The organism is Sodalis sp. RH22 (genome assembly GCF_047324165.1).
In the GTDB taxonomy this organism is placed as follows: Bacteria; Pseudomonadota; Gammaproteobacteria; order Enterobacterales; family Enterobacteriaceae; genus Acerihabitans.
Genome location: NZ_CP178731.1, coordinates 2,427,385 through 2,444,629, shown reverse-complemented (window position 1 = coordinate 2,444,629; position 17,245 = coordinate 2,427,385). Strand labels below are relative to the sequence as shown.

27 protein-coding genes and 1 pseudogene are annotated in these 17,245 nt (G+C 48.6%); 9 read left to right on the top strand and 19 right to left on the bottom strand.

Translation table 11 applies throughout. The annotated features are described in order from the left end of the window. Positions 1-125: 125 nt before the first annotated feature. From ACL2XN_RS11240 to ACL2XN_RS11220, 5 genes and pseudogenes are all read right to left on the bottom strand, one after another. Positions 126-920: pseudogene (locus tag ACL2XN_RS11240) on the bottom strand (ParB/RepB/Spo0J family partition protein); the annotation flags it as partial. Beyond that, a complete protein-coding gene (locus ACL2XN_RS11235) occupies positions 920-1,129 on the bottom strand; it encodes a hypothetical protein (protein ID WP_413730851.1) in 210 nt (69 codons plus the stop codon). The pseudogene ACL2XN_RS11240 and the gene ACL2XN_RS11235, both read right to left, overlap by 1 nt. Then, entirely contained in the window at positions 1,126-1,299 is a 174-nt protein-coding gene (locus ACL2XN_RS11230) for an ANR family transcriptional regulator (RefSeq protein WP_413730850.1), read from the bottom strand. Before ACL2XN_RS11230 ends, ACL2XN_RS11235 begins: the two co-directional genes overlap by 4 nt. Before the next feature lie 84 nt (positions 1,300-1,383). Then, positions 1,384-1,869 carry a hypothetical protein gene (locus ACL2XN_RS11225; protein WP_413730849.1) on the bottom strand — a complete coding sequence of 162 codons (486 nt, stop codon included), beginning with the start codon at positions 1,867-1,869 and terminating at the stop codon, positions 1,384-1,386. A 152-nt stretch (positions 1,870-2,021) separates the two neighbouring features. Beyond that, positions 2,022-2,258, bottom strand: coding sequence for a DNA polymerase V (locus ACL2XN_RS11220; protein ID WP_413730848.1), 237 nt, complete (start codon positions 2,256-2,258; stop codon positions 2,022-2,024). A 188-nt stretch (positions 2,259-2,446) separates the two neighbouring features. On the opposite strand from ACL2XN_RS11220, the gene ACL2XN_RS11215 reads away from it, so the two are divergent. Continuing rightward, positions 2,447-5,140 (top strand): phage tailspike protein, encoded by a 2,694-nt coding sequence (locus tag ACL2XN_RS11215; RefSeq protein WP_413730847.1) that lies wholly within the window; start codon positions 2,447-2,449, stop codon positions 5,138-5,140. Between the two features lie 36 nt (positions 5,141-5,176). On the opposite strand, the gene ACL2XN_RS11210 is transcribed toward ACL2XN_RS11215, so the two are convergent. The 12 genes from ACL2XN_RS11210 to ACL2XN_RS11155 all read right to left on the bottom strand — a co-directional run bounded on the left by ACL2XN_RS11210 (position 5,177) and on the right by ACL2XN_RS11155 (position 11,039). After that, positions 5,177-5,560, bottom strand: a complete 384-nt coding sequence (locus tag ACL2XN_RS11210) for a hypothetical protein (protein ID WP_413730846.1) — start codon at positions 5,558-5,560, stop codon at positions 5,177-5,179. Further along, a complete protein-coding gene (locus ACL2XN_RS11205) occupies positions 5,557-5,781 on the bottom strand; it encodes a hypothetical protein (protein WP_413730845.1) in 225 nt (74 codons plus the stop codon). The genes ACL2XN_RS11210 and ACL2XN_RS11205 overlap by 4 nt, the downstream gene beginning before the upstream one ends. A 6-nt stretch (positions 5,782-5,787) precedes the next feature. Further along, a complete protein-coding gene (locus ACL2XN_RS11200; protein WP_413730844.1) occupies positions 5,788-6,015 on the bottom strand; it encodes a hypothetical protein in 228 nt (75 codons plus the stop codon). A gap of 2 nt (positions 6,016-6,017) precedes the next feature. Then, complete coding sequence (locus ACL2XN_RS11195; RefSeq protein ID WP_413730843.1) at positions 6,018-6,263, bottom strand: hypothetical protein; 246 nt, start codon at positions 6,261-6,263, stop codon at positions 6,018-6,020. 2 nt (positions 6,264-6,265) lie between these two features. Next, the gene (locus tag ACL2XN_RS11190; protein WP_413730842.1) at positions 6,266-6,745 is read right to left on the bottom strand and encodes a hypothetical protein; all 480 of its coding nucleotides are present in this window, start codon (positions 6,743-6,745) and stop codon (positions 6,266-6,268) included. A gap of 10 nt (positions 6,746-6,755) precedes the next feature. Continuing rightward, positions 6,756-7,088: a hypothetical protein gene (locus ACL2XN_RS11185; RefSeq protein ID WP_413730841.1), complete on the bottom strand. Its 333-nt coding sequence runs from the start codon at positions 7,086-7,088 to the stop codon at positions 6,756-6,758. A 3-nt stretch (positions 7,089-7,091) separates the two neighbouring features. After that, positions 7,092-7,499 (bottom strand): hypothetical protein, encoded by a 408-nt coding sequence (locus ACL2XN_RS11180; protein ID WP_413730840.1) that lies wholly within the window; start codon positions 7,497-7,499, stop codon positions 7,092-7,094. A 45-nt stretch (positions 7,500-7,544) separates the two neighbouring features. Next, positions 7,545-9,137, bottom strand: a complete 1,593-nt coding sequence (locus tag ACL2XN_RS11175; protein ID WP_413730839.1) for a YqaJ viral recombinase family protein — start codon at positions 9,135-9,137, stop codon at positions 7,545-7,547. Further along, positions 9,124-9,954, bottom strand: coding sequence for a phage recombination protein Bet (bet, locus tag ACL2XN_RS11170; protein ID WP_413730838.1), 831 nt, complete (start codon positions 9,952-9,954; stop codon positions 9,124-9,126). Before bet ends, ACL2XN_RS11175 begins: the two co-directional genes overlap by 14 nt. Then, complete coding sequence (locus tag ACL2XN_RS11165; protein WP_413730837.1) at positions 9,954-10,247, bottom strand: hypothetical protein; 294 nt, start codon at positions 10,245-10,247, stop codon at positions 9,954-9,956. The genes bet and ACL2XN_RS11165 overlap by 1 nt, the downstream gene beginning before the upstream one ends. Positions 10,248-10,427: 180 nt before the next feature. Next, positions 10,428-10,577, bottom strand: coding sequence for a hypothetical protein (locus ACL2XN_RS11160; RefSeq protein WP_413730836.1), 150 nt, complete (start codon positions 10,575-10,577; stop codon positions 10,428-10,430). A gap of 282 nt (positions 10,578-10,859) precedes the next feature. Then, positions 10,860-11,039, bottom strand: coding sequence for a hypothetical protein (locus ACL2XN_RS11155; RefSeq protein WP_413730835.1), 180 nt, complete (start codon positions 11,037-11,039; stop codon positions 10,860-10,862). Positions 11,040-11,108: 69 nt separating this feature from the next. Between ACL2XN_RS11155 and ACL2XN_RS11150 the strand changes: the two genes are divergently transcribed. Further along, on the top strand, positions 11,109-11,306 hold the full coding sequence (locus tag ACL2XN_RS11150; protein ID WP_413730834.1) for a hypothetical protein: 198 nt from the start codon (positions 11,109-11,111) through the stop codon (positions 11,304-11,306). Between the two features lie 784 nt (positions 11,307-12,090). Here the strand turns inward: ACL2XN_RS11150 and ACL2XN_RS11145 are convergent. Then, positions 12,091-12,510 (bottom strand): hypothetical protein, encoded by a 420-nt coding sequence (locus ACL2XN_RS11145; protein WP_413730833.1) that lies wholly within the window; start codon positions 12,508-12,510, stop codon positions 12,091-12,093. A gap of 166 nt (positions 12,511-12,676) precedes the next feature. Next, on the bottom strand, positions 12,677-13,357 hold the full coding sequence (locus ACL2XN_RS11140) for a LexA family protein (protein WP_413730832.1): 681 nt from the start codon (positions 13,355-13,357) through the stop codon (positions 12,677-12,679). Positions 13,358-13,474: 117 nt separating this feature from the next. On the opposite strand from ACL2XN_RS11140, the gene ACL2XN_RS11135 reads away from it, so the two are divergent. The 7 genes from ACL2XN_RS11135 (at position 13,475) to ACL2XN_RS11105 (ending at position 17,237) form a co-directional block, all read left to right on the top strand. Then, on the top strand, positions 13,475-13,708 hold the full coding sequence (locus ACL2XN_RS11135; RefSeq protein WP_413730831.1) for a transcriptional regulator: 234 nt from the start codon (positions 13,475-13,477) through the stop codon (positions 13,706-13,708). A gap of 63 nt (positions 13,709-13,771) precedes the next feature. Continuing rightward, positions 13,772-14,125 (top strand): hypothetical protein, encoded by a 354-nt coding sequence (locus ACL2XN_RS11130; RefSeq protein WP_413730830.1) that lies wholly within the window; start codon positions 13,772-13,774, stop codon positions 14,123-14,125. A gap of 29 nt (positions 14,126-14,154) precedes the next feature. Beyond that, the gene (locus ACL2XN_RS11125; RefSeq protein WP_413730829.1) at positions 14,155-14,853 is read left to right on the top strand and encodes a hypothetical protein; all 699 of its coding nucleotides are present in this window, start codon (positions 14,155-14,157) and stop codon (positions 14,851-14,853) included. 59 nt (positions 14,854-14,912) lie between these two features. Next, a complete protein-coding gene (locus tag ACL2XN_RS11120; protein ID WP_413730970.1) occupies positions 14,913-15,890 on the top strand; it encodes a replication protein in 978 nt (325 codons plus the stop codon). Next, positions 15,887-16,594, top strand: coding sequence for a replication protein P (locus tag ACL2XN_RS11115; RefSeq protein WP_413730828.1), 708 nt, complete (start codon positions 15,887-15,889; stop codon positions 16,592-16,594). The genes ACL2XN_RS11120 and ACL2XN_RS11115 overlap by 4 nt, the downstream gene beginning before the upstream one ends. Beyond that, positions 16,587-16,787: a hypothetical protein gene (locus ACL2XN_RS11110; protein ID WP_413730827.1), complete on the top strand. Its 201-nt coding sequence runs from the start codon at positions 16,587-16,589 to the stop codon at positions 16,785-16,787. Before ACL2XN_RS11115 ends, ACL2XN_RS11110 begins: the two co-directional genes overlap by 8 nt. Then, complete coding sequence (locus ACL2XN_RS11105) at positions 16,788-17,237, top strand: DUF1367 family protein (protein WP_413730826.1); 450 nt, start codon at positions 16,788-16,790, stop codon at positions 17,235-17,237. It begins immediately after the preceding gene. The last annotated feature ends 8 nt before the right edge of the window (positions 17,238-17,245 follow it).

Genomic DNA, 17,245 nt, shown 5'->3' with positions numbered 1-17,245 from the left:
AGCGCGGCCGGTACCTGGTCGAAGATGAAATGCACCTCAGCTGGCCAAACAAGGTTTTCTGCATCATGTATCGGCGTGTCGTTTGGCGTGTTCTGAATATTAGATGGCGGATTCCACAACGATTTAAATTCTTCCAGAATGCCGATCACCTCATCCTTGACGCCATCAGGCAGCATCAGCAAATCGTGGTTGCCTTGAATAATTGGCGCGGAGTGGGCAAGTAACTCGCACAGTCGGCGCGCGGATTTGGCGCTGAATTGCGGTTGGGCGATGGATTTCGTTACTTTTGTTTTGCCCGCGGCCTTTGCTTTTTCGACATCCACCGCCAGGGATTCGCCGGCGTTCTCACCCTCTTTGCGAACACGGTCAACCGCGACATCGACCGCAACCTCTCCGGCCTTGACCATCATCTGCACGTCATGGTTGGAACGGGAAAGGATGAGCAACTTATCAACGGTTGCGCGGCTCTTATTAATCTTTTTGGCAATCTCGTCTGGCGTCAGATTGAATGCGGCCAGCTCCTTCACTACAGCCGATTGTTCGAGCTGAGTAAGCGGCAATTGGTTGTTGCTGGTCATGATGCGGGCAAGGCGTTCTACATCACCCCCATCGAACGGGGTGATCTTTATCCATTCGACAGGCTTTCCAGCCTCCCGGCAGCGCAAGTAACAACGATGGCGCCTGTGTCCCTCCACAAGCCACACGCCTCCCTCATCCCTGGCGATTACTTCAAGGGGAGGGACCACGCCGCCGGCCATTAAATATTCGAACAAGTCATCATCTGCCAGGCGGGTGCGCTCGTCGTCGTCGCGCTTATTGAACCCTGGCTTAACATGGATATTGTCGATCTGAATCTGCGGGCCCGAGTCAGGGCGCTTGATAATGCCAGTCCTGCCCATCAACTTCATTGAATTAGCCACTATGCCTGTCTCCTTTGTTGTTCTGCGCGCTTAAATCCTTCGTAATCATCCCGGCAATCCAGATCGCAAAAGGCGCCAGTCTTAATTGCTTCATCACACCAGTAGCAACGACCGGTAAACTTCAGCTCTGGCCGCTTGCGGTTTTTGATAGCCATCTCGGTGTTGAACTGCTCCAGCTCTGCGGCCTGGTCGATTTCGTCAGCCATCATGCCCACTCCCGTGTTATTGCCCGGTCGCAAAGAGCTGCGCGGTTCTGGGCATATTCTTTCTGCTTTTCGTTGGCAGCCTTGACCGCCTCATTCCACAGCCTGCCGGCTTCGACATAGTCATGCGCCCGCTCATAGGCTGATGCCTGAGCGGCTAATATTTGATAATCCATAATTATCTCCGGGCATTAAAAAACCCGCACTATGCGGGTTTGTGTACAGGGACGATTGAACGACATTTACAGCGCAGGCATTTCTTAACCTTCCTTTTTATCTCCTTCCTTTTTGACACCTTCCGTTTTTGTGTCGTCTATTTTAAGTCCTTTGAAATTGAGTTCATCCGGTTCGGTTACTTTGCCAACGACGTATTTATTCAAATAATCGTTAATTTTATTATCAATCTTAATTTCTTTGTCCGTTTTCACGCGAGGAGGCAATACCCTTGGCTTTTTATTCTGCTCACGCCATGCCTCAACCATGCTGGGCGTGACGTCCTCCAGATAGCAAAGAACTCCCGTGTCAGGCTTGCGGCTCCATGCGCTACGCGCCCCGCATCGGCTGTCCACTGCATCTCTTATTTCTGGGCAAGGGCAGGGACCGGTGAATTTCATATGACTGGTGAGGTATTCGCGGATGATTTCGGTTTTAACTTCATTGTCTGATAATGTTTCCGGTTTAGCATTCGAAAATGAGGTAAATATTAATATCGGAATAAATAGCAGGTATCTCGACATTGATTTCATATAAATCCTTTTATATATCTAACAAATGGTTATTTGAAGTTGACGCCCCGTTGAGGGGAAATCAAATATAAATGGATTTCATAAATATGTGAATACCCGAAAAACGATATTTTTATTGTATTTGTCTTACCGGTAATTATTAAGGTTATTATTTAACGCTGATTTGGGTTGAATTTCGTGTAGATGTTAAAACCATACTCACCCTCGTCCATGAGGCGCCAACCGATTTTGTAGCGTTCTATCCAGTTGTTCGCCTGCGACGGCGAGAAATGATGGTTCAACTCTTCCAGTTCGAGGATAAAGTCTTGCACCGTCACAACGTATCGGCCCTGTTTGTCACGCTTGGTCGCGTTATCGAACGCGGCGGGTATCTCGTATGCACGAGCCATGATTTGTCTCTTGGGCTTCCATGCCATGGAGTATAACGAGGTACTGTGTTTATTTACAGTACTTTCTGTTAGGCTTTTTGTATAGGCTTGATTTAGTGATTAGGCCTCGTAACTTCCTGCTGTGTAAAGAAAAAAGCAGAAAGCTGTCTAGTATTGCTGTTCTTACTTTTCAATAAGGTACCTAACATATGCCCATACCAAACGTTGTTGTATCGATGCCTTCACAGTTATTCACACTCGCAAATAGCTTTCAAGCATGCGCCAATGGTTCTATCTATGTCGGTCGGATAGATACTGATCCAACCGTTGTCGCAAATCAGATCCAGGTTTATGTTGAGAATGCTGATGGCACCTATACCGCTGTGACCCAACCCATAAGCACTAATGCCGGTGGATACCCTGTTTATGCCGGCCAGGTAGCAAAGTTTGTAACCGTAGAAGGGCAGTCAATGACTATCTTAGATAGCCTCGGGGTGCAGCAATTCTACTTTCCTAATGTTATTCGTTATGACCCAGACCAATCTGGTAAGCGTCTTGGTATCCCTGACGTGGCTACACTTCGGCTCACTATTGGCGAAGCGGGGAGTATTGCTCTACTTGATAGCTATTGGCTTGGCCTCAGTTCTGGCGGTGGATATCTAACTTGGGTTGTTGATCCAACCAGCGCCGATGATGGGGGCACGTTTTTTAGAGTTAATTCTAGCGGCGGGTGGAAAAGAGATGTTTCCACTCAGATACATGCTGAATGGTTCGGAGTCAGGGTAGATGGAGTGGCCTGTTATTCCAATTTTGTTAGCGCAATAAGTTATATAACAAATAATGGCGGAGATTTATTGCTTCCAATGACCGGCGAAAACCAAGAAATAAATCTTGGTTCTGATTATGATACTTCTCAAGGAGCGCGGATAGTAATTCGTTGGTTCGATGGTATCCAGCCTTTTCGCATTAAAGGTCACGGTAAAAACACACTTGTCACTTTTGATAATATAATGCCTCCAAACAGAGGGACTTCTAACTGGTCAAGAGAACCTACGCTATTTAGAATTTGGGGTGCTAATTATTCCCAGTATCTCACTTTTGATATCTGCGATTTTTGCATCGATTACTCCAGGCAAGTTAATAAGGGTGGCACAAGTTTAGATACCCTCCCGCTCACTCACGCAACGCCATACTCTGTTGGCGTCAATGTATTTGACATTTTATGGTCGTTGAACTCTTCAATCCGTGGAATGAATATATCAAATGTCTACGGTAATGGTATTTTTATTAAGTCCTCGACACATTTTATCGTAGAAAAAAACTATCTTTACATGGTGTCAGGTAACAATATACTAAATAGATCCGGCGGAGAAGCCACTGACTCTGACGGTGCAGGTATAGTTTCTTATGGCTCTTATGGCACAATAATACGCGATTGTATTGCGTGGAATCCACGAGTTTACTTGGCTCCTTGTGTCATGCCTACGTCCGGCGTGGAAACCTTGGGGACTTTATGTGGGTATATCGGGTTTAATGCAGAAGCAAACATCCAAGTGCAAGGTACAAAGTTAGAGCCGCCGCTGACTGATGCTTGGCTGGGAGATCGAACCAGTGCAGAAAATTCCGCTGCGGGCAATGATATCCGTGCCAACGGTGTACTGATAGAAAATTGTATTTCTTACGGATATGTTATTGGCATAAAATCAGAAGGTAGCACCCAGTCGGTGATACGAAATAACATAAGCCTTAAATCCTATCTTCCTATTTACCCAGTCGGTGTTCCGTCTTTAGTTTTGAACAATTACATTGATATGCTTGATGCAGGGAACCAATCATCGCCACAGGCAGGGTTCCAAAGTATACGGGCTTGGTGCATGTGTGGTATGGGCAGTTCTTCTTCGACGAAGATGGCCGATGGAGTTACATGGAGAGGTAATAAATTTCATGGAAACAACAGCCAGTCGTTGATCCTACTGGATAGAAATGATGCTGTGATAGAAGATAATACCTTTTATGTTGATGGCCCAACCATGGGCCAGTTTATCAAATCGCCAACGGGTGTAGAATATCGCGGCGCTATGATATCAAAAAATAGATTTTATATCGATTCGAAATGTACAACAATAAATAATGCTCAATGGTATATGCATAGTGGCGCACTCATAACGGATAATTATTTTGTTAACGATAGCACAGCCGAGTTACTTTTGTGGCCTTCCAGGTATACGTACGGGCGGCAGTGGATTTTTAAAGGAAATAAATTTAGGGGTAACATCAGGCTGAGCATAAATGCGGATGATTGCGTCGTAGAAGACAATGATTTTTATCGCAACGCAGTTTATAGCGGGGCGATGATTACCATCGGAAACAACAGACTTAGAAATAAAATATTAAGGAATAGCTTTCGCTATCCATCCACGCATGGTACATATATTATTGATGCTTCGGGCGCTAGTAATATCTATATTGATAAAAATACATTCATTTTGTCAAACGCAGGAGCTGCTTCCACCACACCTTTGGCGATAGTAAACATCAATACAGTGTTAGTCTCTGAAATAACAGGCAATAATGTTGTGGGTAATACCATTGACAATATACCTTTTATTAGATTAATTGGTAACAATATAGCCAAAATTGAAGGTAATAATGGCGATGGAACCGGTCCATGTACCCTGTGGGGAGCAAATAACAAAGGACCAATCCAAGTGGGTGTTAATAAATTCGCTTCTTTTTATGTGGGCACCCTGACTAACGATCCAAATCTGCAAGCTAACCTATCAACTAACTTTGTGCCGTACTTTGGGGCTAAAGTAAACTACTTGCAGCCCGTTGCCGGTGGGCGAGAGGGGATTATATATACTACTAACCTCGGATGGCGTGAATTCGGCAGTATCTTATAATAACGTAGCCCCTGCGGGGGCTTTATTTATTATCATTCAACGCAGCGCAGATGTGATGATTTTCATTAGGAACTCATGGCTTTCCTTTTCCTCGAATCCAAATCTATCAAAAATCTTGCATGCTGCATTCAATGCCCGCTGCTCAACAACGTCCGGCGCGGGCACGGGTGGGAGGGTGAACAACATCTGGTCTTCATAGAACTTATCACTACAGGTAGAATAACTTTCGGTGTAATTCCATGAGCCAGTCTCGCTGGCGTAGCGTTGACGATATCGCATTGCCACTGGCGGTTGCTCCAGTACTTCCGGCGCGAACCGAGCGAGCATTGCCATTTCTGGTGCCGGCGGCTGTCGGATGATTAAATCAAGCACGCCCGATTCTTTCATTGCCCTGACCTGGGCGATGGTGTCGTTATTCATACTTTCACCCATCCTTTACTGGTACTGGCGATAAGCTCTTTCTTGCGCAGCGCTTGAAGGCGACGGTCGAGAATTCGGAACGCCGGAGAAATGTCGTATTCCGAGGCAGCAATTTTAATGCATTCTTTTTCAACCGCGCCGCCGAAGATGCCGCTAAATGTTTTGGGAGTATCGCTAATCTTTATCAAAATCAGCGCGTCCAAATCGTCATATTTAGCCATGGGTTACTACTCCAGCGAGTCAAACAGTTTTCGGTCATAGTTAGCGCTGGAATCTATTTCCAGCCATCCTCCGCAATCACGATGACTATGCTGAAATTGTTCCCCTCGAATATCATCAATATCATGTGGGTCGCCGTTCAGGCCGATAGGTCGGTTGCAGTGCGGGCAAAATACACCCCAGTCACCATCCAGACTTCCTACTTTATGAACGAGTAAAATTTCATCTGTAGCCATGGTTATTCACCCTTCTTCACATAGTCAGCCCGGAGTTGCAGCGCGCGCCCATCCGGCAAATCCCAAGATATAATCCGGTCCTCTGTTGCCAGCTTCTGAGCAACCACGGACAAGCATTGAGTAGTTACATCCACCTTTTCACCCGTGAATTGCATGGCGCCGGCAGGACCGTCTTTCATCGGTTTAGCTGCTCCTGCAAAAATGGTCCCGGTAAGAGGAGACAGGCCGATGTGGATATTTTTAGCCATGGTTATTGGTCCTCTTTGGTGGGCGCTGCGGGGAGATGCTTCCAGTGCGTTGGATTCGCATGAATAAAAGGCCATACCCACCTATCTGGGTTCGCCCATCCTTTTGGTTGTCCAAAATAGCCATCAGCCATACGGCCCTGCTTTCCAGCTAACAGCACGATAGTCCCGTCCGTTGGTGCGGTATCGATTGGTTTCCACCCATCCGGCGCCAGGCTTGCTGCGGGCGGGGCGGCGAAAATTTTATAATCTCCATCTGGTAATTCTTTATTAGCATCGGTTTTTAATTCAAGGCTCCTCCCGTATATTCTAACTGTTGCCAACACCTCCCCCTGCTGCGCATCGCGGTGCGCTAATTCAGCGGTCAGCGCTTCGATATGGCCGACTAATTGCGATATTAGGAGGTTACAATCAAAATTATTCTTACCGTGCTTACTTATGGCTCGAATCGTTTCCAGTTCCGCAGCCGTTAATAATTTGCTCATGATTTAATCCTTATTTTAGGATTGATATTTCCTGCTCGCTAAACCCAGACTCGCGCATTTTTTTAATGACTGCATTGCGAGATTCATTTTGTAGGCGCAGAGCTTTATCGGCTTCCGATTCTTTTTTTATTTCGCCCGGTACTAACCATCTTGAGCCAACCTTAACCGCTATGGCTTGTTCTACCGGACAATCACTACCTTGCACATACTTCTTTTTACCGAGGCGAGTGGCTGTTTCACGCGACTCACTGACATAAAGCACAACTGAATATCCACGACCTTCTGTATTGTCAGTATTGCCAATGGTCAACCAGACTGTTTTTTCTTCTTTGATTTCCACCATGGTTTAATCCCCTTCACCCTTGGCTGCGGCGCGGATACTGTTGGCATATTCGAGTAGGTCGCGGAATACGATTTCCGTTACGTCATCAAGAACGTCATATTCTCGTCTCAGTATATTTATGCTGTCCTCCACCGCGCCGGCGCGAATCTCGGCCAGTGCGGCATCGGCTTCTTTGCGAGAGAAAGGGACGTTTAAGCCTTCCGACTCGATTACATATAACAACCGTTCTATGTAAGCCGACTGTCTGTCGTTGGCTTGCTCTAAACTATCTCGCTCATCCTTGAGCGCTGCCATTTCTTCCTGCTTAGCAAGCATTTTTCTGGCGAAATAGTTCGCGAGCCGCTCGTTAACCTTCAGATCTGCAGGCAGCGCTTTGCCTGCCAATACCGCTGACACATCTTTGCTATCCATCGTTATTCTCCAGCCGGCAGTTACCGGCGCGTTGTCATCTCTGACTCAGAAATTTGCAGAGAACGCCCGAACTCTCCCAGCCTTAATTGCTGTTGATAATTTTTCAACGTCAGCGAGATTCATCGTGATACCGGCGCGGGCAATATCAACCTGAATGCTTTGTAAAAAAGATGGTTTGCTGACTGTACGCGTCACGGGGCGCGCAATTGTTACGGTATCGCCATTGCTCGTTTGTGCTTGTTCCTGTTGGTCGTATGATTGTTCTTCCGGCTCAGTGGAAGAAGCCAACAAGCGGGCGTCTTCAGCTTCCTTTTCGCGGGCTATGATCAACTGGCGCTCGCGTTCTTTTTGCTGCGTTTCGGCCTCTTTTTGCTTGCTGATTCGCTGCTCAATCAACAGCCGCAAATGCTCCTTATCATGGGCGACAAGTTGGGCTTTATCAGCAAACAGGTTTTGATATGCCGGTTCGATATCGGTAAATAATTCCAGATTAGAGGCGTATTTTTCAGATAGCCGGGTCGCCTCGATTTTGGCCCTGGCGAGTTCGTCATTTGCCGCGCCCTGTAGCGATGTCAGCGTTTTCTTTCCCTTTATAGCGGTGACAAAATCAGCCTGAATTACAGGAAGGGATACTACGGCTAGGCGCTTATTGAGTTCAGCAATGTGTTGCGCCAAATCCGTTTTAGCTCTCATCACGATTTCGCCGCGAATCTCATCCTTGCGTGTCTTTACGAGCTTGGTCAGCGTCAGGCGCTTGCTACGCATTTCCTCGCGCAGCGTGTCGATCGTGCGAAATAGGAAGTCGATTTTTTCTGTTTGAGACAGCGCTTGCTGTTTTATCAGATCAAGTTCGCTTTCGGCCTTTTCACAGAATTTCACGGTTTCTTCAGCGTCGGCAAAATCTTGATCAGTGGTCAAATCGGTGTTAATCGACTGAATAAAAGCCAGCGCTTGGCTTTGGTAAATCGCTAAATTGGACTGTTTAACGTCGCCTTCAATTTCCACCTTTAGAGCTGGAAGCCGCATGATGGCTTTTCCGACCGGCACTTCTTTTGCAGCGGTAACCGTATAGCTATTGAGGTCCGTTTGGAATTGCCGCCAACCCGCTATAAGTTCTTCTGCGCGCCCGGGAACGGGACGATACTCCATCTGCTCGAAATTATTCTCTGTTCCATCAGAGACGACGAAAATCACACGCTCTGCGCCACTGACAAGTAGCTGCTGCTCCAACTGCCAGTAGTATTCCGCCGGCAGGTCGCCGGCCCTCACGGCATCGGGTAGAATGCCATTCCACATCTTGTGCTCGAACAGCGTGTCCTCCATCATTGTCATGCCGTCGAATGAGGCCAGCAAATAACCATCATCATCAATGGCTGTCGCCGGGAAGAGTTCTTCACCGATCAGAGATTCAACTATCGTGCGGGCCATGGCCTCCTGCTCGTGACCTTTATCAAACAAGTTTTTTTGCACCCAATCGCTGATTTCCTTATCAGAACCGGTCGCCTTCATGCGAAGAAGCTCATCGCGGGTTGCTTTGCTGGATGCTGCCATCATCACCGGTGCTTCGCTGGCAGTGAAATGCTTGGCGCGCAGGGAATGCCATTCATCGGTGCCTTGCTGGACGTTAATTACTTGCATTTGATGGCTCCAGTTCTTTGATGGATTTGATTTGCTGTTCGCTTAAGGTGTATTTGCTGCCTACTGTGGCGATTACTGCTGCGGCGGTTTTCTTTCCTGCCTCAATATATTTTTTCCAGGTGGGCAGGTTTGCTGAAAATTCATCATCCGGATATACCGGGTGGGCATGGACAATCGTGTGGTCTTTAGGAGTGACATCCCTGTAGTCGCTAACATCCAATGTCTTGCCTTCCATCTCCTCAGCGGTCGGTTGCTGGCCTATCTCCGGCCACGCCTTGCGTAATGCCTGCGCTTCGGCGCATTTCGCTATCTGGCCGTAAGGGCGTTTTTTCCACATTGCGTTTGGTGCCATCGTATCCCTGCCGGCCGTGGCGTAGTTCTCGATCCAGTATTCCTTTGCGCTGTATTCGACTACCAGGCCGCCGGGCATCATCTTGCAGACCGTGTATTTGCACCACTGCGGGAAAGTCACATCGACTTCTCCCAGGCGTTGGGTCACGTCTGGCCCAAACTCAGGCTCCTTTGCGCCGGCGTAATTTCCTGAGCGATCTGCTTGGATGCGGTAAAGGCCAACACCCGGCATAACCACGTCACGCTGCTCTCCCTTGCCAGTCTTGGCATCCTTAACGTACATCGGGACCAGATGCACTGGCTTCATCAGCGGATCAAGCAGGCGTGCTTTGCAGTAGTCCCAGGCCATCAAAACTGACTCATCTTTAGAGCCAGGATAAATAGAGTTCTTCAGGGCGCTCCAAATCGCTTCATCAATGCCGCGAGAAATTGCTCCCTGCGGCATAATCATTACATCGTTAGCCATTAGGCCACCTCGTCAAACGTTGCTGAATAGTTGAGCATGTCGAGAGCATGCTGATTACAAATAGCCGCGGCCACGATGTCGTACATGACCGTCTGGAATACGTCGTTTTGCTGCATCGCGAGGATCAGCGCATCCGGTGAGCAATTCGGTATCAAATTCGATAAATATCGGGCCAGTCCTTCATCGTTCCATTTCTTATTGGCCCACTCGACGTCCCTGCCGCAAGTCTCCAATTGCTCAGGCGTGAAGTTTTTCACGGCCTTGATAACTGCATTTTCGGTTGAAATATTCATCACGCGCTCCTCTGAGAACGTTTCAGTAAAACGATCGCCCGAGTCCACGTAACAACGCGGCGGCGAGCAATAGCACGGCGGGCCAGTGCTTGAGCCAGCCGCAGATATTTGTGGTTCATGGGGTTACCTCGGATTAATAATTATCATCATGCCTACTGCGCAATGGGCATGGGGGAATTACTAAACGATGGTGTGAATATGTTTTACCTCAACGTTTTCTTTCTCAATCTCACGGCTAATAGCGCCAGCGGACATACACAGCGCGGCCGCTAACATGCCGATGCTACTGCTAAATAACACTGCTGGAATTAACCACCAGATACTAATCATGATAAACATTCCTTTTGGCACAATGCGCCAGCGTTAAACGATAAATACGAATGTGGCGATAACCATAGATATAACCAGAACGATGCACGTATATAATGAAATTCGAATGGCTGTGTAACCTGCGATTGTCATGGTTAACCTCATTTGAGCGTGGTAAATGGTGTGCGTATTCGCTCGCCAGCGTTACAGTTCACATAATTCACCCTCCAGCCGTACACCCGTTTAAATCGCGGCGGTCCGCTTATTGCTGCGCCTTGTCAGTTGGCGCAGTGTATGAGTGGGCTATTCTATTTCCGCCATTTCATCGATATTTAAAAAGGCGTTGAAGCGCGTTTTGCAGCCACTGCAAATAACAATTACGTCGATCTGTTGATTATTGTGATAAGCTTCCTGTGCCAATAATTCCATTTCGTGCGCTTCACCGCATTTCGGACAAATCGTTTCAGTTAAAGTTGAAGCCATTACCATTCTCCAAGGGTGATGCTTGTTATGTGATTGAAAAACAATCATTTTAGTGAATAGGAGACAATTATGAAAGAGTATGTTTTGCAGTGCCCCGAATGCGGCTCAAAAGATGTATTGGGCGACTTATCGGATCTTGATGGATGGAATAGTGCTATATGTGACGGATGTGGTCATAAGTATTCAAGGCAAGAATATGAAGAAATGAGCGCAAAAATATCAGTTCAGATGCTTCAAGATGGTTTGAAAAATAGTGGAATTAGGTGAAGTTCAGGTTTAAAAATAGTTCTATGCCTGCCGCCCCAAATTGGCTGCGGCAGGGTAAATCCGCTTTCATATGTAGGCTGATTGATTGCGTTAATGGGGCGCCACTCCAAACTCACCCGTGCTCATTGGCCACCTTTCCTCGGGTACGTCGCTATAGGAACTGGCCCCTTACATCAGCTTCGATGCAGGCCGGCAATTGCGGTCTATCCGCTTTACTGCTGCATTGGCTTATCTCCTATGGTTGATGGGGTCGACATATGCCGCTGACCCATGCACCGGTCCACATTTCGCATTGCTCCTCTCCTGTCTTGGTTGGCTCAATCCAGATCTCTTAGGATTGGCCGCTATTTCAATTTGCCAGGGATGCGATTTGTTACCCGGTGCGCGGCTGTCGAATTGTTAAAGAGCACTTCCTGTCGTACTGATTGGCGTCCTGCCCGGCGGTGTTCGCTGCCGATGGATAGAATTTAGCGTAATGCTAAATTACATGCAATAGCAAAATGCTAAATTATTAGCGCATAAACTTTACTGTTTTGATAAATAAGAGAATTAAGTTTTTTGAATTGATTGGGCCGACAGGCCAGGGGGGGATTAGCGGATTTCAGGCACAAAAAAACCCGCCGTAGCGGGAATCAGGGTAGGGTAACGGCAGGTTTACATCTGCCTAGTAGAAGATTAGCAGGCTGCTGCATCGCTGCCTGGCACACCTCACAAATGCTAATTTAGGTAATTCAGGCACAAAAAAGCCTGAGCTGGGGCAGGCTATGGAGTTGGGGGGGCTTGATTATCTTAATTTAAGAATGGAGCAGATCTCTCGTGACAGGCGCTCTGCTTCTTTGCATAACGATTTTGTTTCATCTTCATCTGGCCCAGGATTTTCGTTTGTATGATGAGCCGTAAACCTATTCATTATTGCAATATAAGCGCCAAAGGCTTTGTTAAACCTCAATGACTCACGCTTTGTTAATCTTCTCCTTAAGGAATTTATGACCTCAAAGGGGACTTGATATTGATTATAAAAAGTTCCGGCGCCATGTTCCCGAATTCTTCGCTCGAAGAAAGCTAATACTGGCTCGGCTAATGCATTGAATTCCTTTCTTTTATCGTTCTTTTTACCAACAGACACGCCAATAAGGTATGTTGCAGGAATTGCAATAACTGATACTATTAGTGCAATTGTTGAAACTACCTCAGGGTATTGCATAGGATAATCCTTATGAATAGTGCAGACGTACTCGCTACTATTTCCCTCGTTGTGGCTATATCAAATCTATGTTGGATTGGCTGTATTTGGTGGTCCGTAAGAAGTTAGTGAAGATAAGCTTACCGCGAGGATAGTCTAAGCCTTTCACCCCACCCGCGCCGGCTATCTAGATCAGCCGCATCTTAGTTTCGATGGCTACGCCGATTATCTTACAGTTGCCATTAATCGGCATCAGTGGCCACGCCGGGTTTAGCCCACGCAGGAATCGCTGCCCACCATCAATGATAAGCTTTTTGAAAGTCGCTTCGTTGACGTCGGTCAGCTTGGCTATCACCAGGCTGCCATTAACCGCGTCACGGCCGGTGTCGAAAAGAACAAGAGTGTTTTCAGGAATGCTCAAGCCAGTTGGCGCCGTCATCGAGTCACCCTCTACACGCAGCCAGAATGCCTCGCCCTGGATTTTTGCGTCCGACTCATACCATTCATCAATATCTTTAAGCGCATAGGGCTCATTTGCTTCTGACCATGCGCCAGCACTCACCAAACTGATAAGCGGGTACTTATTGCCGTGAACATGCGGGCCAACGTAGGAAACGTTACTACGCTCGACAGCATTGTCAGCATGCAGAGAGTCAAGCCATCCGGCGTTTAACTTGAGCGCTTCTTCTATTTTTCTCGCCAGATTATCGCCAAGATTACGCACGGAATTTTCGCCCGTGATCTGACTTAATGTCGATGCAGATGTACCGCATCGTTCGGCAAATTGTGCCTTGTTCAATCCCTCTTCACGCTGGTACTTGTCCATCAACCAGAGAAGATTGAGCCGTCGAATATCTTTATTTTCCATCCCTAAATCATCCCAGCGTTTAGCAAAATGGTAAATACTCAAAACGCTAAATCACTATTGCTAAATATTTAGCATAACGCTAAACTCACAGTTGAACGTTAACAACAGGAGCGATTTATGAGTAACGAGCTGCTTCGCTGGCGCAAGGAGGCTACTCCGATGGAATGGGAGTCTCTTGCTACCTTGGCGAATACTTCGGTCGGTTACCTCGATCAAATCGCATACGGTTTCCGCCGGGCATCCCCGAGCAAAGCGTATGAAATTGAAACGGCCACCACGAAATTTAATAAATACGCTCCAGTGACAAAAGAAAGCCTTGTCTTTGCGCCTGCTCGCGTCACTGCTGCATAACCGGCGGCCTCGGTCGCCATGCTCTTTAACAATTAAAGCTTTAACACCAAGGAATTATCACAAATGGACATCGCAAACACTAACAAACCGATCGCGCTTAAATGCCGGCCAGAAGAACTCGAAAGCTTCTGGTTACGGCAGGTTGGGAAACTAACTAACCGGCGCATCGCCCAACGCATCGGGAGGCATGAGACATACCTGAGCAGGAACAAGTCCGACATCATCCAAGTCGCATGTGCGTTTTTATGCGAACTGGGACTACCAGCTGGTTCGGTGGAAACGGACGGATGCGAACCGACAGTAATCATTCAGGGAGAGGAAGCAAGGGAGGCCGCGAAGGCGTTGCTATCGATGCTGGAATTTCTGCGCGAGCCAAAAGAAAAAGCCCCATCAGCAGCAACTGATAGGGCCCTTTAAATCTCGGTACACAACACAAGGATTATAACATGCAAGACACTGAACGAACAATAAACAAAGAGCGGCCAATATTGTTCAACACCGAAATGGTGAGAGCTATTTTGGACGGCAGGAAAACTCAGACGCGGCGCGCTGTGAGATTCCCTTTCCGGGATAAATATTGGGGGTGCGAGTTAGCCGGCAACGAATTGGCCGGAGAATTGAAGGCAGGCCGCTTTCGCAATTCCCCCCTCGGCCAGCTCGGCGATCGGCTTTGGGTGCGCGAGACGTGGGGCGTTGTCAGTCACGCATTCAACGATGACGGCTTTCGGATTCCCTGGACTCCCCATCGGCCAGCAACACCAGTTCATGAAATGCCGTTCGGAAATGGCTATTACTCTGGCCATGTTATTTATCGAGCTGACGGCGGCTTTATCTGGAGCGGTGATGATGACGGCGACGGCGAAAGAACAGCCTGGCATCCGTCCATTCATATGCCCCGCAAAGCCAGCCGCATTGACCTGATGATCACCGGCGTTCGGGTAGAGCGGTTGCAGGATGTTACCGACGAAGACGCGAGATCGGAGGGTTGCCCGACAGCCCTGCCGAAAAACCTTGATGATTACCGACAAGCCCGTACTTGGTTTCGCGGACTATGGTCTGAAATTTATGGAGAGGAAAGCTGGGCAGTCAATCCCTGGCTTTGGGTTATTTCGTTTGAACTGCTCGCTAAGGATGGTGAGCAATGAATACAGCAGAGGTAATTCAGTTTCCCGGCCCCGCGCCGGGGCAAATCAGGAGCAACAGGATGGAAAACCAGAAAACCGGTTACGTCCCGTTGTACCGCAGCGTTAAAAAGAAACCTTGGGCCAAAGATGTTTTCCTCCGCACATTGTGGGACAACCTCTTGCTTGATGCGGCCAGACAGCCATTTACTGCCGATTTCAAAGGTCACCAATGGAATCTTGAACCCGGTCAACTGGTCGTAACAGCGGCCGATTTGGGACTATCCCTTTGCGATAGAAAAGGCGTCCCAACTAGCCGCGACACAGTGGAAAGGATGCTGGCTTTTTTCGTCAAGGAAGGAATGATTTCTATCACCGGAGAACGCCGAAAAGGACGGCTTATTACCATCCTGAATTACTCCGAATATGCCGAAAAAATAGTCGATTTACCCGCACATAACGGCGCACATAAGCCCGCACATATCAGCGCACATAACAAACCCAGTGCTGGCGCGGCTTCCGAGGGTGGTGCCGCACATAACGGCGCACATAAGCCCGCACAAAGAACCGCACATCATGAACAAGAAGTAAATAATAAAACCTTAAAACCATCTTCGTCTCGACATTCTGACGAATGTCAAAACGGACCCTCTGAAAAGTTTCTCGCAAAGCATCCTGAAGCGGTCGGCGGATGTTTCACCCCCTCTGGCAAACTTTGGGGAACGGCAGACGACTTAACCGCGGCGAAATGGATTTATGCCCGCGTCACGATCGTGAACGCCAGCCTGCCCGAACCAAGCTGGCCTTCCTGGGCAAACGAGGTTCGGTTACTCCGCACAACCCGCGAGCAAACCCACAAGCAAATTTGCGAAGTTTTCAAATGGGCTAACGGTCACCACTTCTGGGCGGCCAATGTCCTGTGTCCTGCAAAGCTGCGCAAGCAATGGGACACGCTCGTTACGCAGAAGGCCCAGCAGCCAATCGCTACCAAGACAAAAACGCAAGAACTGAACTGGGATAACCGGGACTGGGCCGACAAATTACCTCCGGGGGTTTTATGAAATCTCTCCAGCAGGCGATACAACAACGGGACGCCGGCGCGCTACAAAGCATGATGCCAGAAGAGCGCGAGGCCGACTCACCCGGCAGCTACGACGCGGTGGACTTGTTCAACGAACTGTTTCGCCAGATCCGCGCCACGATGCCGGCCGCCATAGCCACCATCAAATCGCAAGCTGATCTGGATGAACTGCGGCGCCAGTGGACCATGGCTTTCAAGGAAAACGGGATACGGCAAATTTCCCAGATCGAGGCTGGCATGGTGGTGGCCCGTCAGCAGGAAAAACCGTTCCTGCCATCGCCGGGGCAGTTTGTAGCGTGGTGCAAGCAGGGCTGCATGCGGGCGGCAGGGCTACCGGGTGAGGACGAATTGGTCGTTATGGTGAAGACATACAGCGCTCGTCGCGGCGGATACGTATCGGCAGAAGCTTACCCCTGGCCCAACAACGCGGCTTATTGGATGGTCACGCGCCTCTACACAGGCATGCGGTTCGGTAACTGGTCAGAAGCAGAATTGCTCCGCGAGGCCCGGAAAGAGCTGATGTTCATGGCTCGCAGGATTGAGGCTGGCGAAACCATACCGACTCCGGTCAAGCAGATTACCAGCCACGCCACAAAGCGTCCGCTATCCCGCCAAGATGGCTTAACCCGCATTCAAGAAATCCGCCGCAAGTTCGGGTTCAAAACAGGAGACGACAATGGGTGACGTTATTCCATTCCGGCCGGCGCCATCCGCTCTTGATATGGCGCGCAACCTGCTCGAGGGCATGGCCGACCTGATAGAGAATCTTCCGGTTGAAAACCATGCACAGCTCATGCGCGACGTGCTGGCAGAACGGGCAGGGGAGGCGCACGACATCATCAAGGGCTACATCGAAGCGAGCCAGGAGAGCGGATAAATGCAAATCGAGATGATTAAGTCCGCAGGCGGTGTTTTCGTCCCTGCACTGGAAACTGAGGTGGCGCGCCTGACCCGCTTCAAGAACGGCGGCCAGTACACCATCGAGGTTAAAACAACCCGCAACCCCGACTTTCACCGCAAGGTATTCGCCTTTTTCAATTTCTGTTTTTCTCACTGGAGCGCCGAGAAAACCGACGGGCGGTTTATGGATGAATCCGCGCAATTCGATCGCTTTCGCAAAGACCTGACCATCCTGGCCGGTTATTACGAGCAGACCGTGAGGTTAGACGGAACCATCAGGACTGAGGCCAAGAGTCTGGCTTACGGAAATATGGACCAGGAAGAATTCGAGCGTTGCTACAGCGCGCTGATTAACGCGGCTATCAAGCGGATATTCGGCGGCACGAAAGATCAGAACATCATCAACCAACTCTACAGCTATTTCTGAGGCGGCAG

Bases quoted from the DNA above. Each gene is read 5' to 3' on its own strand.
- ACL2XN_RS11235 (WP_413730851.1), bottom strand. From the start codon at position 1,129: ATGATGGCTGACGAAATCGACCAGGCCGCAGAGCTGGAGCAGTTCAAC.
- ACL2XN_RS11230 (WP_413730850.1), bottom strand. From the start codon at position 1,299: ATGGATTATCAAATATTAGCCGCTCAGGCATCAGCCTATGAGCGGGCG.
- ACL2XN_RS11225 (WP_413730849.1), bottom strand. From the start codon at position 1,869: ATGAAATCAATGTCGAGATACCTGCTATTTATTCCGATATTAATATTT.
- ACL2XN_RS11220 (WP_413730848.1), bottom strand. From the start codon at position 2,258: ATGGCTCGTGCATACGAGATACCCGCCGCGTTCGATAACGCGACCAAG.
- ACL2XN_RS11215 (WP_413730847.1), top strand. From the start codon at position 2,447: ATGCCCATACCAAACGTTGTTGTATCGATGCCTTCACAGTTATTCACA.
- ACL2XN_RS11210 (WP_413730846.1), bottom strand. From the start codon at position 5,560: ATGAATAACGACACCATCGCCCAGGTCAGGGCAATGAAAGAATCGGGC.
- ACL2XN_RS11205 (WP_413730845.1), bottom strand. From the start codon at position 5,781: ATGGCTAAATATGACGATTTGGACGCGCTGATTTTGATAAAGATTAGC.
- ACL2XN_RS11200 (WP_413730844.1), bottom strand. From the start codon at position 6,015: ATGGCTACAGATGAAATTTTACTCGTTCATAAAGTAGGAAGTCTGGAT.
- ACL2XN_RS11195 (WP_413730843.1), bottom strand. From the start codon at position 6,263: ATGGCTAAAAATATCCACATCGGCCTGTCTCCTCTTACCGGGACCATT.
- ACL2XN_RS11190 (WP_413730842.1), bottom strand. From the start codon at position 6,745: ATGAGCAAATTATTAACGGCTGCGGAACTGGAAACGATTCGAGCCATA.
- ACL2XN_RS11185 (WP_413730841.1), bottom strand. From the start codon at position 7,088: ATGGTGGAAATCAAAGAAGAAAAAACAGTCTGGTTGACCATTGGCAAT.
- ACL2XN_RS11180 (WP_413730840.1), bottom strand. From the start codon at position 7,499: ATGGATAGCAAAGATGTGTCAGCGGTATTGGCAGGCAAAGCGCTGCCT.
- ACL2XN_RS11175 (WP_413730839.1), bottom strand. From the start codon at position 9,137: ATGCAAGTAATTAACGTCCAGCAAGGCACCGATGAATGGCATTCCCTG.
- bet (WP_413730838.1), bottom strand. From the start codon at position 9,954: ATGGCTAACGATGTAATGATTATGCCGCAGGGAGCAATTTCTCGCGGC.
- ACL2XN_RS11165 (WP_413730837.1), bottom strand. From the start codon at position 10,247: ATGAATATTTCAACCGAAAATGCAGTTATCAAGGCCGTGAAAAACTTC.
- ACL2XN_RS11160 (WP_413730836.1), bottom strand. From the start codon at position 10,577: ATGATTAGTATCTGGTGGTTAATTCCAGCAGTGTTATTTAGCAGTAGC.
- ACL2XN_RS11155 (WP_413730835.1), bottom strand. From the start codon at position 11,039: ATGGCTTCAACTTTAACTGAAACGATTTGTCCGAAATGCGGTGAAGCG.
- ACL2XN_RS11150 (WP_413730834.1), top strand. From the start codon at position 11,109: ATGAAAGAGTATGTTTTGCAGTGCCCCGAATGCGGCTCAAAAGATGTA.
- ACL2XN_RS11145 (WP_413730833.1), bottom strand. From the start codon at position 12,510: ATGCAATACCCTGAGGTAGTTTCAACAATTGCACTAATAGTATCAGTT.
- ACL2XN_RS11140 (WP_413730832.1), bottom strand. From the start codon at position 13,357: ATGGAAAATAAAGATATTCGACGGCTCAATCTTCTCTGGTTGATGGAC.
- ACL2XN_RS11135 (WP_413730831.1), top strand. From the start codon at position 13,475: ATGAGTAACGAGCTGCTTCGCTGGCGCAAGGAGGCTACTCCGATGGAA.
- ACL2XN_RS11130 (WP_413730830.1), top strand. From the start codon at position 13,772: ATGGACATCGCAAACACTAACAAACCGATCGCGCTTAAATGCCGGCCA.
- ACL2XN_RS11125 (WP_413730829.1), top strand. From the start codon at position 14,155: ATGCAAGACACTGAACGAACAATAAACAAAGAGCGGCCAATATTGTTC.
- ACL2XN_RS11120 (WP_413730970.1), top strand. From the start codon at position 14,913: ATGGAAAACCAGAAAACCGGTTACGTCCCGTTGTACCGCAGCGTTAAA.
- ACL2XN_RS11115 (WP_413730828.1), top strand. From the start codon at position 15,887: ATGAAATCTCTCCAGCAGGCGATACAACAACGGGACGCCGGCGCGCTA.
- ACL2XN_RS11110 (WP_413730827.1), top strand. From the start codon at position 16,587: ATGGGTGACGTTATTCCATTCCGGCCGGCGCCATCCGCTCTTGATATG.
- ACL2XN_RS11105 (WP_413730826.1), top strand. From the start codon at position 16,788: ATGCAAATCGAGATGATTAAGTCCGCAGGCGGTGTTTTCGTCCCTGCA.